This window comes from Ruminococcus sp. RTP21484sp1_RTP21281st1_A8_RTP21281_210402 (assembly GCF_040914025.1).
GTDB classification, from domain to species: Bacteria; Bacillota; Clostridia; order Lachnospirales; family Lachnospiraceae; genus Blautia_A; species Blautia_A faecis.
The window spans coordinates 67,723-83,656 of sequence record NZ_JBCPGE010000017.1 but is presented as its reverse complement, the minus strand read 5'-3'; the positions used below and the strand labels follow the sequence as shown (position 1 = coordinate 83,656).

Genomic DNA, 15,934 nt, shown 5'->3' with positions numbered 1-15,934 from the left:
GGAGGTTTCCCCAGTGATGATGTAATAAGGAATCCCCTCTTTTTCCAGTGCTGCCTGAAGAAGAGCCAGCATGGAAGTAAACTGGGAAAATAAAAGCATACGGTGCCCACCATCAATAGCACTCTGGATCAGCTGCATACAGCTCTCAGCCTTGGCAGATTCACCGCGGTAATTTTCAAAGCAAAGAGAAGGAGAGCAGCAGATCTGTCGCAGCTTCGTCAATTCAGCCAGAATCCACAATTTGCTCTTATTAAATTCGCCCTCGTCCTGCTGGGCAATTTTTTCCTTCATATGTACAACCTGGGCATCATACAGCTTCTGCTGTGCATCCTCAAATTTTACGTAACGGACTTCTTCCAGTTTTTCAGGAAGATCCTTCAACACATCCTCTTTCAGACGACGAAGAATAAATGGAGACACCATTTTCTGCAGACGGGTCATGGCAGACTCATCGTCGTTCTTTACGATCGGAGTTTCAAATTCCTTTTTAAAGGAATCATAACCGTAGAGAAATCCCGGCATTAAATAATCGAAAATGCTCCAAAGCTCACTGAGGCGGTTCTCAATTGGTGTTCCGGTAAGTGCGTAGCGGGACTGGCTGTGGATCACCTTTACAGATTTGGCTGCTGCTGTTGTGTGATTCTTGATATACTGTGCCTCATCAATGATCTGGTATAAAAATTCTTTTTCCTCATACTGGTCAATATCTCTTTTTAAAAGATCGTAAGAGGTGACCAGAACATCGAAATCTGAGTACGTCTGAAGCTTTGCCTGACGCTCGGACTGACTTCCTGCGATCAGGGAAACTTTCAGCTGTGGGGCAAATCGGGCAAGCTCTTCACCCCAGTTAAAAACAAGGGCAGCGGGAGCTACTACCAGGGATGTGCCGGTTTTTCCTTCAAGCTTCGCTGCAAGAAGAACTGCGATTACCTGTAAGGTTTTTCCAAGGCCCATATCATCGGCGAGAATTCCGCCAAATTTCCATGCTTCCAGGGTACGCAGCCATTTATAACCGTTCTTCTGGTATTTTCGCATGATCCTGGAAAGGCTTTCCGGCTCTTCAAAATCGGCATCGTTAATGGTTTTGAAGCCTTTTACGATTTCACGGAAATGACGGTCGCGGTTGGCATATATGTTTTCGTTGCTCTCCAGCATCTGATCCAGATATAAGGTGCGGTATGCCGGAATGTGCATTTTTCCTTTGACAAATTCCTTTGGGGTGAGATGAAGGGTTTTCATCAGTTCTGCCAGCATTTCCAGGTTCTGCTCCTGAAGATTGACAAATTCGCCGCTTTTCAGCTTGTAATATTTTTTCTTCAGCTGATAGCTTTTCAGGATATCCAGAAGCTCCTGGCTGGAAATATCATCCGTGGAAATATTCAGATCCAGGAGTCCGCCGGATACGGACACACCAACGGAAACCTTTACAGTCTTTAAGGTGTGTCTGCTGCGGAAACGGTTGGTGCAGCGTACTTCGCCAAGCTCCATGAGGGCGGCAGTTCCAGACTCCATGATCTGATAGCTAAGTTCTTCGTCATGGTTGCAGTGAAGTACGTCAAAGTCGGGATCATAGTAAGGCAGCCATTCCATGGTCTGATCCAGGACACTGTTTTCCAGAGGAAAATCACGGAACTGCTGGTCCGGGGAGATATCCTCATGAAGTAAAAGCTTTCCTACAGAGAATTCTCTTTTTCCATAAAAGGCGCTTACCTTGCAGATAACGTTATCGTTTTCCATGTCCAGATAAAATACGAAGTGTGCTTCAGGCGTGAGGTACTGTCTGAATTTCTCCGGATTTTCCTCCGTAATATCCGCCACTTCCTGAAGCTGAGGCAGCACATTGTGATAAAAATTGGACAGTGTATTACGCCCCATCTGGAAGTGGAATTCTCCATTTCTGGAAAGTGCTGTCAATGGACGGACCTTCTCCATAAAGGCCGGTTCGGTTTTACAGAAGCTGTCATCCTGGATAAAGTATGAAGAGTCCATACCATGAAAAAGCTCTGGGATGTATCCCTTCACTGTGACACCGTCAAATTGCTTTTTGTCCTTAGAGGCATCCAGAATCCGTATGGAAATCCGTGGATTCCCTGTTTTGCAGTGAAGCTGGGCTTTTTTACGGGCAGCATCCGGAGTTTTATCTTCAAAATCTATTTTATAATTGCAAATATTGTCATAAAAACTGTCCAGACGCCAGCCAAAAAGATCCAGAGAATTGCCAACATTAAATTTTTTTGGCAAATAGATGCCGGAATTCTGGATTTTGTCTACAAACTGCTCTTCCTCGCGGACGATCCGGTCAATATAGCGGATCCATTTGCGGCTCTCCTCTGTGAAATCCTGCGTTTTGTGGCTGATCTGGGTGCTGGTTCCATACTGAACGGTCTCACCGTTGCGAACCTGACGGCAGAAGTCATCCAGTTTTTTTACCACGAACATTTTGGAAGTTCCTACCTTAAAAGAAACGGAAAGCTTATTGTCATTCTGTGTCAGTCTTGGAACCAGGGAAACACCTGCGGAAACATGGGCCGGTGTTTCTTTCTGGTCATTTTTGAGCTGTCCTCTGCGATAGGAGTTCAGCAGATAGTCTCCGTTCATGTCAGTGGCATCCGAAAAATTGCTGTGGTTTACATAATCACGAATATAGAAGGCAAGTGCAGCTGTATACTGGCACCTGGAATTATCAGAATACCAGCCCCAGTATTTTCTGTGGCATTCCGGGCATCCGCATCTTGCATAAGTAACTTCCTCGTGAGAGAAAAGAAGGGTGACGCCGAAGATATCTCTGCCAGTCTGGAAGGTTGCTTCAATCTGGCCAAGGCGCTGACCGTTCATCCTGTCGTAGCCGCAGGAAATATCTGTGACATTCATTTTCTGTTGGCGATAGATGGCTTCCCCGTTTTTTCGGTCTTTGGGGGCAAGCTTTAGGGATTCAAGAATTTTGTCGCCGTCAAAGTAGCTGTAATTTTCCAGCTGTTGGATATTTCCGTCTAATGAGGAATCGTCGTCTGCGTCACTGTCATTCTGGGAACCGCCAAGAAGCTGGTACGTTTCGTTACGCTTTTGTTTTTCCAGCTCTTCCTGACGTTTGCGCTCTTCCGTTTCTTTCTTTTTCACTTCTGTCGGAGAATTTTTCATTTGTTTGGCTTCCTTTTTATGATTTTTCTTTGTCGTTTTTGTCCTTGGGAAACATGCTGTCCAGCAGTTTGGACAGTTCATTGGCATGCTTTTTTATGCCGGAGAAGGGATTGCTTCTGTTTTTATGTTCATAGCCAAATTGAGCAGCAAATTTTTGCAAAGATCTGGTTCGCTTCATATAAAAAACTCCTGCCAGATATTTCTTCCTTATAATATGAAAAGAAATACAGCAAGGTGAAACATTTAACGACGAATGATCATCTTACAGATCGGATTTCCCATAGAGGAAAATTTTTCCTCATATTCGGTCATTACATTTCCAATCATCATTTCTTCGTTATGGTGGAGGTCAAAGGTGTGAGCTTCCAGTTTCCATCCTGCTTCCGGGACTTCTTCCAGGGAAAAGTCGAACAGACCGCGGTTGTCAGTTTTGAACTCGATGGTTCCGTCTTCTTTCAGAATCTTGTCGTAGCGGGAAAGAAACTCCCGGGAGGTAAGGCGGCGGGAAGCGTGGCGGGCCTTAGGCCAAGGATCAGAGAAGTTCAGATAGATTCTGGAAACCTCGCCTTTTTCAAAAACTTCGGGAAGAAGTCTTGCATCCATGCGCATGAATTTTAAATTAGAAAGCTCCTGTCCTTCTTCTGCAAGGGCTTCTTTCTTCTGAATGGCACGAAGGAGTACGCTGTCATACATTTCGATTCCGATATAGTTGATTTCCGGATGGAGCTTCGCCATATCCATAAGAAAGCGGCCTTTTCCCATGCCAACCTCCAGATGGACAGGCTGATTCTGTGGGAAAACCTTGTCCCAGTTTCCCTTATTCTCCTGGGGATTCTGGATCACGTAGATACTTTCTGCAATTGCGTCTTTGGCGCCTGGTATATTTCTAAGTCGCATAGGTTCCTCCTGTAATTATATTTATAGCTGTATGAAACTGATTCCGGCTCTTTGCAAAAGTTTACCGGGTGGTAAAAAATGCTTGTCAGAATCAGCTGAAATTGTATTCATTCTTAACAAAACTACTATACATGATTTCCTGCTTTTCCGCAATAATATTGATATCGTGATTTTTCAAACACATTCTATGTCAGGGGGAAAACGCAAAGTTCTTTTAATTGAAAAAACTGACTAATTTTGACTGAATATGAAATGCGTCAATAAGAAAAGTAAACGGAAAAATGTGGGAGAACTCTGTATAAATATGCATTTTCTTCCTATTTATAATTAATACGTGTACCTAGTATAAAATTTCGATATGACAGGAATTGATAAGATCGTTAATTTTTAGTCAAAACATCTGGAATTGTATTGAATTTTTGTGAAAATTTTAGGCAAAGTTTGACTGGTATTTTCATCAAAATGGGTGTAAGATACTTAAAACTTGAAAAAGGAGGGGAAAAATGGAACAGATAATCGGTAAGTTATCCGAGATAGAGACAACTGCAGAGACCATTATGAAGGATGCACTGCAGAAGAAGAAAGCTCTTTCAGCTGAGATGGAAAGGCAGTCCAAGGAATTCGACACCCAGCTGGAGAAACAGACAGAAGAGCAGATTAAGGAAATTCGCCGGAATCTTGAGGGTGAGAAGGATAAGCGCCTGTCATCCCTGCGGGAAGACACTCAGGCTGCCTTAAGTCAGCTGGACGCTTACTATGCGAAGAATCACGAACGCCTTTCCAGAGAAATTTTTGAAAAGATCATTCAGGAGGAAGTGATGTAATGGGAAGCGTTCTTTCCTACAGCGGAATTTCCACGAAAATACGCGCTATGAGCAGTCATCTGGTGACAGATGAACAGCTTCAGGAAATCGTCCGCTTTTCGGACGTTCCACAGGTAGCCGCTTATTTGAAGAAAACGCCGGAATATGCGAAAGCATGGTCAGACCTTGATGAGAATAATCTTCACCGAGGTGAGATCGAGAAGCTTCTGAAGAAATCCATTTTCGGAAATTTCTCCCGCATTTACAATTTTGCAAACAAGGAGCAGCGCAAGTTCCTGGCACTTTATTCCAAGCGCTACGAAATCCGTGTTCTGAAAGAGATCATGACAAATCTCTTTGATCACAGAAGCACCGATCCTGTGGATATGAGTCCTTACCGCGACTTTTTCCTGCACCATTCCAAGCTGGACATTGACAGAGTGGCAGGTGCCGGAAATATGGATGAGTTCATGACAGCCCTGAAGGGCAATGAATTCTATGCTCCGCTTCAGAGCGTATATGAGAACGGCAATGGACTTTTATTTGACTACGGAATGGCTCTTGATCTTTATTATTTTAATCAGATCTGGAGTGTCCGCAAAAAGTTATTCAAGGGAAACGATCTGGACGAGATCACCAAGGCTTATGGTGAGAAGTTTGATATGCTGAATCTGCAGTTTATCCTGCGATCCAAGCGTTATTACAAAATGGAGCCGGCAGCCATCTACGCACAGCTGATTCCCGTGAATTATAAACTAAAGAAAGAAGAAATCACAGCTCTGGTGGAAGCTACCAGCAAAGAAGAAGGTGAGCAGATCTTTTCCCGTACCTGGTACGGCAGGAAATATCAGCAGCTGAACCTGATCTCCATGGAGGAGCTTTATAATAGTCTGCTCCGTACCGTGCTTGAGAAAGAGGCTCGCAAGGATCCTTATTCAGTAGCTGTTTTGTATTCTTATCTTTACCACAAAGAGCATGAGGTAAACCGTCTGACCATCGCACTGGAGTGTGTTCGTTACCAGGTTGATCCGGACGAGGCAATGCATTATGTTCACAACAATTAGTAACCCGGAGGTAGCAATGTGATTGAGAAAATGAAATTTGTCAGCATTACCGGGCCAAGAGAGGATATCGACCGAGTTGTAAATAATTACCTCAGCCGGTATGAGATTCATCTGGAGAATGCTCTTACTGAGCTCACAGATGTGAAGAATCTTTCCCCTTATCTTGAAATCAATCCTTATAAAGAAGCTTTAAGCACAGTCGGAAGCTTCTATGAAGAGGTTGAGAACCCGGAGCAGGCTTCTGCGAAGAAGCTGCCAATCGAAAAAGCTCTCTCTTTCGTACAGCAGATCAAAGATGAAGCGGATGTCCTTAACAAGACCCGTCAGGAACTGGAAGAGAAACGTGATTCTCTGGCAGAATCACTTCGTATCATCTATCCTTTCCGAAATGTAGACTTTGATGTGCAGTCAATCCTGAAAATGCGTTATATCCATTATCGCTTTGGACGGATCGAGAAAGATTATTTCGATAAATTTAAAACATACATTTATGATAATCTGGATACGATTTTCATTAAATGTGATGAAGATGACCGTTATATCTGGGGAATTTATTTTGTTCCCGTTCATGAAGCTCAGCGAATTCATGCCGTATATTCTGCTATGCACTTTGAAAAAATCTTTGTACCGGATCAGTATGATGGAACTGCCAAAGCTGCATACACAGCACTTGAAGCGCAGTACAAGAAAACAATTGCAGATCTTGATGCAAACAAAGCGGCAAGAAAAGCTTTCTTCAGAAAAAATGCATCCGACATTGTTTCCTGCAAACATACACTTTCCCAGTTTTCACGGAACTTTGATATCCGTAAACTGGCAGCATGCACACATGGGGACAATAAGGGAGAGGCAGCAGCCGATTATAAGCCGAAAGAACCATTTTATATCCTTTGTGGCTGGATGACAGAGGAGGATGCTAAGGCTTTCCAGAATGATATTTCCGGAGATTCCCGTATTTTCTGTCTGATTGATGAGAATGAGCAGGAGGATGCCCATAAGACACCGCCTACCAAGCTGAAGAATCCCAAGCTTTTCAAGCCATTCGAAATGTACACCAAAATGTATGGCCTTCCGGCTTATGGAGAGATGGATCCAACCTGGTTTATCGCCATTACTTATTCCTTTATTTTCGGCGCAATGTTCGGAGATGCAGGACAGGGTCTGGTTTTATTGATCGGCGGATATCTTCTTTACAGATTCAAGCATATTGATCTTGCCGGAATCATCAGCTGTGCAGGTATCTTTTCCACATTCTTTGGCTTCATGTTCGGCAGCGTCTTCGGATTTGAAGATATTATAGAGCCTGTATGGTTAAGGCCTATGGATGCCATGATGAATGTGCCTTTTATCGGAAAACTGAATACCGTATTTATTATCGCTATTGGCTTTGGTATGGGAATCATTCTTCTGTGCATGATTTTTAATATTATGAATTCCCTGAAAGCAAAGGATACAGAGAAAGTATGGTTTGATACCAACTCTGTTGCAGGCCTTGTATTCTATGGATCCGCAGTGATTGTAATTGCATTGTTCATGACAGGCCATAAGCTTCCTGGCGGTATTGTTCTTTGCATTATGTTTATCCTTCCGCTGCTTGTAATGTTCTTAAAAGAGCCTCTTACAAACCTTGTGGAAAAGAAGCCGGCAGCTTTTGAAGGCGGTGTGGGAATGTTTATTGTTCAGGGATTTTTCGAGATGTTCGAAGTCCTTTTGAGCTATTTCTCCAACACACTTTCTTTCGTGCGTATCGGAGCTTATGCAGTCAGCCATGCAGCTATGATGCAGGTTGTACTGATGCTGGCCGGTGCTGAGAACGGAAGCCCGAACTGGGTAGTGATTGTTCTCGGAAATATTTTCGTATGCGGTCTTGAGGGTCTGATCGTTGGTATCCAGGTACTGAGACTTGAGTATTACGAGATGTTTAGCCGTTTCTACAAAGGAAGCGGAAGAAAATTCGAGCCGTTCCGTTCTGACGCGGAGGCAAAGTAAACTGCCGCTGGTAGTGAAATATTTATCAAATGTCTCTGTGAAATGCAGTGACATTACAAATGTTAAAACACGAGGAGGTCAATTATCATGACAGTTATGACACAGATTATTTTAGCAGTAGCGCTTGTATTAAGCATTATCGTTCCATTTGGTTACTATTTCATCGGCGAGAAGAGCCGTGGACGTTACAAAACAACAATCGCAACAAACGCATTTTTCTTCTTTGGTACCATGTTAGTAGCAGCAATGGTTATGTTTGCAGGAAGCTCTTCTGTACAGGCTGCAACAGGCGCTGATGCAGGTATTGCAACAGGTCTTGGATATATTGCAGCAGCTCTTGTTACAGGTCTTTCCTGTATTGGTGGTGGTATTGCCGTAGCCAGTGCGGCAAGTGCAGCTCTTGGTGCAATCAGCGAGGATCAGAGCATTCTTGGTAAATCCCTTATCTTCGTAGGTCTTGCCGAAGGTGTTGCTCTTTACGGTCTGATCATTTCCTTCATGATCATCGGTAAATTATAATTATGAAAATGTTTTTGATCAGTGACAACATCGATACCTGCACAGGGATGAGACTGGCAGGTGTGGAAGGCGTGGTAGTCCATGAGCGTGACGAACTGAAGGACGCTCTGGAAAAAGCAATCGCCAACAAGGAAATCGGGATTCTCCTCCTGACCGAGAAATTCGGCAGGGAGTTTCCCCAGATCGTGGACGATGTAAAGCTGAACCATAAAACGCCTTTGATCATCGAAATCCCTGACAGGCATGGTACAGGCCGCAAACCTGATTTTATTACCGGATATGTTAACGAAGCCATTGGCTTAAAGTTATAGGCAGGAGAAGACCAAGCATGACAATTGAAGAAAAACTGCAGCATTTCTACGACACTTCCGTTGCGGAAGCCCAGACAGAGGCTGAGAATACACTGGAAGCACATAAGAAGAGTCTGGAAGAAATGTTTGAAAAGCATAAAGAATCAAGAAAAATGGATGCCGAGGCACAGATCAAGGCAGAGACAGAAAATGCTACCCGAGAGGTAAACAAGGCACTTTCTGCTGAGCAGCTGACTTTAAGACGTGACTGGACAGCCAAACAGACAGAGCTTAAAAACGAGCTTTTTGTAGAGGTTAAGAATCATCTGGAGAACTTCATGGAGAGTCCTGCGTATCAGGATTATCTGTGCAGCAGAATCCAGAAGGCAAGAGAATTTGCAGGAAATGATGAGATTTTTATCTATCTTTCCGCTGAAGATACAGCATTACAGCGCTCTATTGTAGCAAAGACCGGATTCACAGTTGAGATTTCCGATGAACCGTTTATGGGTGGTATCAAAGCCACAATCCCGGCTAAAAACATCCTGATCGACAACTCTTTCCTGAGTGCTTATGAGAAGCTGAAAAAAGAATTCAAATTTGACGGAGGGCTGAGCCATGAATAAAACAGGTATTATCTACGGCGTTAACGGTCCTGTTATTTATCTGAAAGGCGACCCGGGATTTAAGATTTCCGAGATGGTTTATGTTGGACCTGAGAAGCTGGTCGGTGAGGTCATTGGTCTGAAAAAGGGTATGACTACCGTACAGGTTTTCGAGGAGACAACAGGACTGAAGCCAGGTGATACAGTAATGGGAACAGGCGATGCTATTTCCGTTCTTCTGGGACCTGGAATCATTCATAACATTTTCGACGGTATCCAGCGTCCTCTGGAGGAGATCGCAAAATCCTCCGGAAAATATATTTCCCGTGGTGTAAGTGTTGATTCCCTTGATACTGCTAAGAAATGGGATGTTCATGTAACTGTTAAAGTTGGAGATATGGTAAGCGCAGGTACTATCATTGCCGAGACTCAGGAAACAGCTTCCATTCTTCATAAATCCATGGTTCCGCCAACAATTGGAGAGGCTGAGGTTATCAAGGCAGTTCCGGACGGAGCATATACCATCCTTGACCCGATTGTAACGGTTCGTCTTTCTGATGGCAGTGAGCGCGATATCGCACTTGCGCAGAAATGGCCGATCCGTGTGCCAAGACCTACCTACAAGCGTTTCCCTGCAAGCGTGCCGCTTGTAACCGGACAGCGTATCCTGGATACCCTTTTCCCAATTGCAAAGGGTGGTACAGCAGCGATTCCTGGCGGTTTCGGTACTGGAAAAACTATGACACAGCACCAGATCGCAAAGTGGTCTGACGCTGATATCATTATCTATATTGGATGTGGTGAGCGTGGAAACGAGATGACACAGGTTCTGGAGGATTTCAGTAAACTGATCGACCCGAAATCCGGAAACCTGATGATGGACCGTACCACTCTGATCGCCAATACATCAAACATGCCTGTTGCAGCCCGTGAGGCTTCTATTTATACAGGTGTTACACTGGCTGAGTATTATCGTGACATGGGTTATGACGTTGCCATCATGGCAGACTCCACTTCCCGTTGGGCTGAGGCTCTTCGTGAGTTATCCGGACGTCTGGAGGAAATGCCTGCAGAGGAAGGCTTCCCGGCTTATCTGGCTTCCAAGCTTTCCGCTTTCTATGAGAGAGCGGGTATGATGCAGAACTTAAATGGAACAGAGGGTTCTGTTTCCATCATCGGTGCAGTTTCCCCACAGGGAGGTGACTTCTCCGAGCCTGTTACACAGAATACAAAGCGTTTCGTCCGCTGTTTCTGGGGACTGGATAAATCTCTGGCTTATGCCCGTCATTTCCCGGCTATCCACTGGCTTACAAGTTATAGTGAGTACCTGGAGGATTTAACCCCATGGTACAGAGATAATGTTTCTGCTAAATTTGTAAGCGACCGTAATCAGCTGATGGCGATTCTGAACCAGGAGAGTTCCCTGATGGAAATCGTTAAGCTGATCGGTAGTGATGTTCTTCCGGATGACCAGAAGCTGACTCTGGAGATTGCAAGGGTTATCCGTCTTGGATTCCTTCAGCAGAATGCGTTCCATGCAGAGGATACCTGTGTACCGATGAGCAAGCAGTTCAATATGATGGAGATCATCCTTTATCTGTACGAGAAGTGCCGTTCCCTTGTTAATCAGGGAATGCCGGTTTCCGTACTGAAGGAGGACAATATTTTTGAGCGTGTTATTGCTATCAAATATGATGTTCCGAATAACAAACCTGAGATGTTTGACCAGTATAAGGCTGACATCGACAGATTCTATGATAACGTATTAGAGAGAAACGGCTGATAGGGAGGTAAGTTTTTTATGGCAATCGAATATTTAGGCCTTAGTGAAATAAACGGCCCTCTTGTAGTTCTGGAAGGCGTTAAAAACGCTTCCTACGAGGAAATCGTCTCCTTCCGTATGGATGACGGTACCGAAAAGCTTGGCCGTATTATTGAAATATACGAAGATAAAGCAGTAATTCAGGTTTTCGAGGGTACAGATAATATGTCCCTTGGAAACACTCATACACGTCTTAGCGGTCATCCTATGGAAATCGGGCTCTCCCCGGAAATCCTGGGACGTACCTTTAACGGTATTGGACAGCCAATCGATGGGCTGGGCGAGATCACACCGGAGGTAAGCCTGAACATCAATGGTCTGCCGCTGAACCCGGTTACCCGTGAGTATCCGCGTAACTACATCAATACCGGTATTTCTGCAATTGATGGTCTGACCACCCTGATTCGTGGACAGAAGCTTCCGATTTTCTCCGGAAACGGTCTTCCACATGATAAGCTGGCGGCACAGATCGTGCGTCAGGCATCTCTGGGTGCTGATTCCGATGAAAATTTCGCCATTGTGTTTGCTGCAATGGGTGTTAAGTATGATGTTGCAGAGTTTTTCCGCAGAACATTTGAGGAGAGCGGTGCTTCCGATCATGTTGTTATGTTCCTGAACCTGGCAAATGATCCGACTGTTGAGCGTCTTCTGACTCCGAAGATTGCCCTGACTGCAGCAGAGTATCTTGCTTTTGAAAAAGGTATGCATATTCTGGTTATCCTTACAGATATTACTTCTTTCTGTGAGGCAATGCGTGAGGTTTCTTCCTCCAAGGGAGAGATTCCTTCCCGTAAGGGTTATCCTGGATATCTTTACAGTGAGCTTGCTACTTTATATGAGCGTGCAGGTATTGTTTCCGGTGGTACAGGTTCTGTTACACAGATCCCGATTCTGACCATGCCTAATGATGATATTACCCATCCGATCCCTGACCTTACCGGTTATATTACTGAGGGTCAGATTGTTCTGGACAGACAGCTTCATGGACAGGGTATTTACCCGCCAATCAATGTTCTGCCGTCTCTTTCCCGTCTGATGAAGGATGGTATTGGTGAGGGCTTCACAAGAGCAGACCATCAGGATGTTGCCAACCAGCTGTTTTCCTGTTATGCAAAGGTTGGAGATGCGAGAGCCCTTGCTTCTGTTATCGGTGAGGACGAGCTTTCTCCTCTGGATAAGAAGTATCTGCAGTTTGGTAAGGCGTTTGAGGCTGAGTTTGTCGGTCAGACAGATACAGAGAACAGAAGTATTATCGATACTCTGAATAAGGGCTGGGAGCTTCTTGGTATGCTTCCGAAGGATGAGCTTGACCGTATTGATACCAAGATTCTGGATCAGTATTATCACGAGACTACCAAATAAAGAGTGAGGTGACTTGAATGGATCCGAATACCTTTCCTACCAAGGGTAATTTAATTCTGGCTAAGAATTCACTTGCTCTTTCCCGTCAGGGTTACGAACTGATGGATAAGAAGCGTAATATTCTGATTCGTGAGATGATGGATCTGGTTGATCAGGCGAAGGATATCCAGGGACAGATTGACGAGACGTTCCGGACTGCGTATGAGGCTTTGCAGAAAGCGAATATGGAGATGGGTATCGCGTTTGTGGATCAGATTTCCCATACGGTGCCGGTGGAGAATTCTATCCGTATTAAGACACGTAGTGTTATGGGTACGGAGATTCCGCTGGTAGAGTATGATAAGTCGGGAAATGTGCCGACATATGCTTATTATAGTACGAAGATGTCTCTGGATGAGGCGAAGGCGGCTTTTGAGAGGGTGAAGGAGCTTTCCATTAAGCTGTCTATGATTGAGAATTCAGCGATTCGCCTGGCTAGTAATATTAAGAAGACTCAGAAGAGGGCGAATGCGCTGAAGAATATTACGATTCCGAAGTTCGAGGCTCTGACCAAGGATATTTCCAATGCTTTGGAGGAGAAAGAGAGAGAGGAATTTACCAGACTTAAGGTTATTAAGAGAATGAAGCAGGGTGCGTGATGGCGCCCTGTTTTTTTTCTGTCATTAAGGTACGTGAGAGGAAGGTGGTGTCGGCTGGGAGCGATGCCAAAATGGGCGTTTGACTGCGTCGCCTATTGTCCCTAAGAATTGCAAACTCGCCCTTGCAGGGCTCAGACAGTGCAATTCTTAGGGACGCTATACTCGTCAAACGCCCATTTTGGCAAAGCCCCCAGCCGACACCACCTTCCTCTCACTGTGTACTGGCGAAGGGGAAAACAGGACGGCGGCTGCAGGTGGGAGTAGTTGAAGGAGGGGAGGAAGTGACGCAGCGCCTGGGAAGAGAGGCGGATGGTAATTACGTTTGCTTAGCGTTGTGTACTGGTAGGAAACGTTGGCTGATTCCTTTTGGGGAGATTTTCGTGTTTACTATATTCTATTCTTTTGTATATTTTTAGTCAGCTTTCTTCTTGAGTTCTGTCAAAAATCATTTCTGTTATGTGTATTTTTTGAGTGGAGTATATTTCGACTGAATTTGGTTGTTGCGGCATATTCTTTTGGTGGAGTTCACAGTTTCTTACCAGGTTGACCATGGAATGAACACAGTTTTCCCATTAATTGCACACATTTGGTCTGTATATTATTAGCCATAAGGAACACAAAACAAAATGATCCGGATGGAGAGAATGAGGATTTCGGAAGGGTTGAATGAATACAGAAAGGAAATGAATGGGTATGAAACGTAGATATTTAGCTGTTTTAATGGGAATTATGGTAGCAACAACTTCTGTTCCGGCTATGGTTTATGCGGAGGATAGTAAGACGGAGACGGCTGCGGATGCGGCGAATGATGAAAGTGGTGAGGCGGCTGCTTCGGATGAGAATGGTGATGAGAGTCAGGAGAATGTGGTACTTGGTGAGGTTAAGTCGGTTTCTGATTCGGAGATTACCATTGCGGTTGGGACTATGAAAGAGATGGGTCAGCCTGGTGGAGATGGCCAGAATGGTGGAGCACCGGATGGAAATGGCCAGGGTGGTGAGGCGCCTTCTATGTTGGATCTGACTGGCGAGGAGCAGACGATTACAATTACTGCGGATACAGTGATCACAAAGCAGGCAAGCGGTATGCAGCCTGGCGGAGATGGACAGAATGGCGGTGCGTCAGAGAAGCCGGAAGGTGATGGACAGAATTCTGATTCTTCTGATGGAGCAAGTGACAGTCAGGACGCAGCTGACGATAACCAGGAAAGTGAGAATACAGATAGCCAGGACGGAGAAGAGCCGGAAAAACCAGACGGTAACGGACAGTCCGCAGAGGCTGAGGAGATTTCACTTTCTGACATTCAGGAGGGCGATATCGTTTCTATCACTTTAGATGAGGATGGAAATGCTGCTTCCATTACTGTAATGTCCATGGAAATGGATGGTCAGGGTCAGTCTGGCGGTGATGAACAAGGCGCTCCAGGACAGGGAGGCCCTGGTGGACAGTCTCAGGGTGTGGACAGTTATACTGCGGTAAATGAGTATATAGAAGATACAACTATATCAAATGAGACAATTGAGTCAACAGGAACTGACGAGAATGCAGCATTGATTTCTTCCGGAGCAAACGTAACACTTGATAATGATACCATTACAAGAACTTCTGCAGACAGCCAGGGCGGAGATAATTCCAGCTTCTATGGTGTAGGAGCTGCTGTTCTGGCAACAGATGGTACTGCTTATGTGAAAGATGGCAGCGTGACTACAGATGCAGCAGGTGGTGCAGGGCTTTTTGCATATGGTGATGGAACAGTATATGCTTCTGGTACAACTGTGAAAACGACTCAGGATACTTCTGGCGGTGTTCATGTAGCTGGCGGTGGGACTCTTTACGGATGGGACTTGGATGTAGAGACAAACGGTGAGTCTTCTGCTGCAATCCGAAGTGACAGAGGCGGCGGAACAATGGTGATCGATGGTGGAAATTATGTTTCCAACGGTGTTGGTTCTCCTGCTATTTACAGTACAGCAGACATTGCAGTAAGCAATGCCAGCCTTACAGCAAATGGTTCTGAGGCAGTTTGCATTGAAGGTCTGAATTCTATTCATCTTTATGACTGTGATCTCACTGGAAATATGAGTGATCTGGATCAGAACGACAATACCTGGACTGTAATCCTTTACCAGAGCATGTCTGGTGATTCTGAGGTTGGTAACAGTACCTTCCAGATGGATGGTGGCAGCCTGACTTCTGAGAACGGCGGTGTGTTTTATACAACTAATACAGAGAGTACGATTACTTTAAATAACGTGGATATTAACTATAACGATGACAATGAATTTTTCCTGCAGTGCACAGGCAACACCAACCAGAGAGGCTGGGGACAGGCCGGGGCAAACGGAGCTGACTGCCACTTTACCGGTATTAGTCAGGATATGCAAGGAAATGTGATCTGGGATTCTATCAGTGATCTGGATTTTTATCTCACAGATGGCAGCAGCTTGACAGGTGCAGTTGTAGATGATGAGAGTTATGCAGGCGAAGGCGGAGAGGGATACTGCAACGTTTATGTAAGCGCAGATTCCACCTGGACTGTAACTGGCGACAGTACTGTCTCATCTCTGGAAAATGAGGGAACAATTGTAGATAGTAATGGAAAAACTGTAACAATTCAGGGTACAGACGGAACTGTGTATGTACAGGGCGACAGCGAGTACACCATTACAACTGGTTCCTACAGCGACACAGCAGATATGTCTGGAGCAACGGCAATCCAGGATCAGAGTGTTTATACAGTTGAGAAACCGGATCAGCTTTAAAATTGGATAAAGAAACTCTCCAATTTGAAGATTATGGGCTTGATGAG

Annotated in this window: 13 protein-coding genes; 10 read left to right on the top strand and 3 right to left on the bottom strand. The window is 44.9% G+C overall.

Features of this window, described 5'->3' with window-relative positions:
* From AB5170_RS10205 to trmB, 3 genes are all read right to left on the bottom strand, one after another.
* A partial coding sequence (locus AB5170_RS10205; protein WP_368365062.1) for a DEAD/DEAH box helicase occupies positions 1–3,138 on the bottom strand: 3,138 nt, incomplete at its 3' end.
* Between the two features lie 16 nt (positions 3,139–3,154).
* The gene (locus AB5170_RS10200; protein WP_173719405.1) at positions 3,155–3,316 is read right to left on the bottom strand and encodes a hypothetical protein; all 162 of its coding nucleotides are present in this window, start codon (positions 3,314–3,316) and stop codon (positions 3,155–3,157) included.
* Between the two features lie 65 nt (positions 3,317–3,381).
* The gene (trmB, locus tag AB5170_RS10195) at positions 3,382–4,035 is read right to left on the bottom strand and encodes a tRNA (guanosine(46)-N7)-methyltransferase TrmB (protein ID WP_226815385.1); all 654 of its coding nucleotides are present in this window, start codon (positions 4,033–4,035) and stop codon (positions 3,382–3,384) included.
* A 503-nt stretch (positions 4,036–4,538) separates the two neighbouring features.
* Between trmB and AB5170_RS10190 the strand changes: the two genes are divergently transcribed.
* From AB5170_RS10190 to AB5170_RS10145, 10 genes are all read left to right on the top strand, one after another.
* A complete protein-coding gene (locus AB5170_RS10190; protein ID WP_118579350.1) occupies positions 4,539–4,859 on the top strand; it encodes a hypothetical protein in 321 nt (106 codons plus the stop codon).
* A complete protein-coding gene (locus AB5170_RS10185) occupies positions 4,859–5,902 on the top strand; it encodes a V-type ATPase subunit (RefSeq protein WP_118579353.1) in 1,044 nt (347 codons plus the stop codon). Before AB5170_RS10190 ends, AB5170_RS10185 begins: the two co-directional genes overlap by 1 nt.
* A gap of 18 nt (positions 5,903–5,920) precedes the next feature.
* Complete coding sequence (locus AB5170_RS10180; RefSeq protein WP_173773037.1) at positions 5,921–7,891, top strand: V-type ATP synthase subunit I; 1,971 nt, start codon at positions 5,921–5,923, stop codon at positions 7,889–7,891.
* An 87-nt stretch (positions 7,892–7,978) separates the two neighbouring features.
* The gene (locus tag AB5170_RS10175) at positions 7,979–8,410 is read left to right on the top strand and encodes an ATP synthase subunit C (protein WP_118579356.1); all 432 of its coding nucleotides are present in this window, start codon (positions 7,979–7,981) and stop codon (positions 8,408–8,410) included.
* Between the two features lie 2 nt (positions 8,411–8,412).
* A complete protein-coding gene (locus AB5170_RS10170; RefSeq protein WP_117851005.1) occupies positions 8,413–8,721 on the top strand; it encodes a V-type ATP synthase subunit F in 309 nt (102 codons plus the stop codon).
* 17 nt (positions 8,722–8,738) lie between these two features.
* Positions 8,739–9,326 carry a V-type ATP synthase subunit E gene (locus AB5170_RS10165; protein WP_118579359.1) on the top strand — a complete coding sequence of 196 codons (588 nt, stop codon included), beginning with the start codon at positions 8,739–8,741 and terminating at the stop codon, positions 9,324–9,326.
* Positions 9,319–11,088, top strand: coding sequence for a V-type ATP synthase subunit A (locus AB5170_RS10160; protein ID WP_118579362.1), 1,770 nt, complete (start codon positions 9,319–9,321; stop codon positions 11,086–11,088). Before AB5170_RS10165 ends, AB5170_RS10160 begins: the two co-directional genes overlap by 8 nt.
* Positions 11,089–11,106: 18 nt before the next feature.
* Entirely contained in the window at positions 11,107–12,489 is a 1,383-nt protein-coding gene (locus AB5170_RS10155; RefSeq protein ID WP_118579365.1) for a V-type ATP synthase subunit B, read from the top strand.
* Between the two features lie 17 nt (positions 12,490–12,506).
* Positions 12,507–13,127 (top strand): V-type ATP synthase subunit D, encoded by a 621-nt coding sequence (locus tag AB5170_RS10150; RefSeq protein ID WP_195409624.1) that lies wholly within the window; start codon positions 12,507–12,509, stop codon positions 13,125–13,127.
* 693 nt (positions 13,128–13,820) lie between these two features.
* The gene (locus AB5170_RS10145) at positions 13,821–15,887 is read left to right on the top strand and encodes a hypothetical protein (RefSeq protein ID WP_270413439.1); all 2,067 of its coding nucleotides are present in this window, start codon (positions 13,821–13,823) and stop codon (positions 15,885–15,887) included.
* Positions 15,888–15,934: the final 47 nt, after the last annotated feature.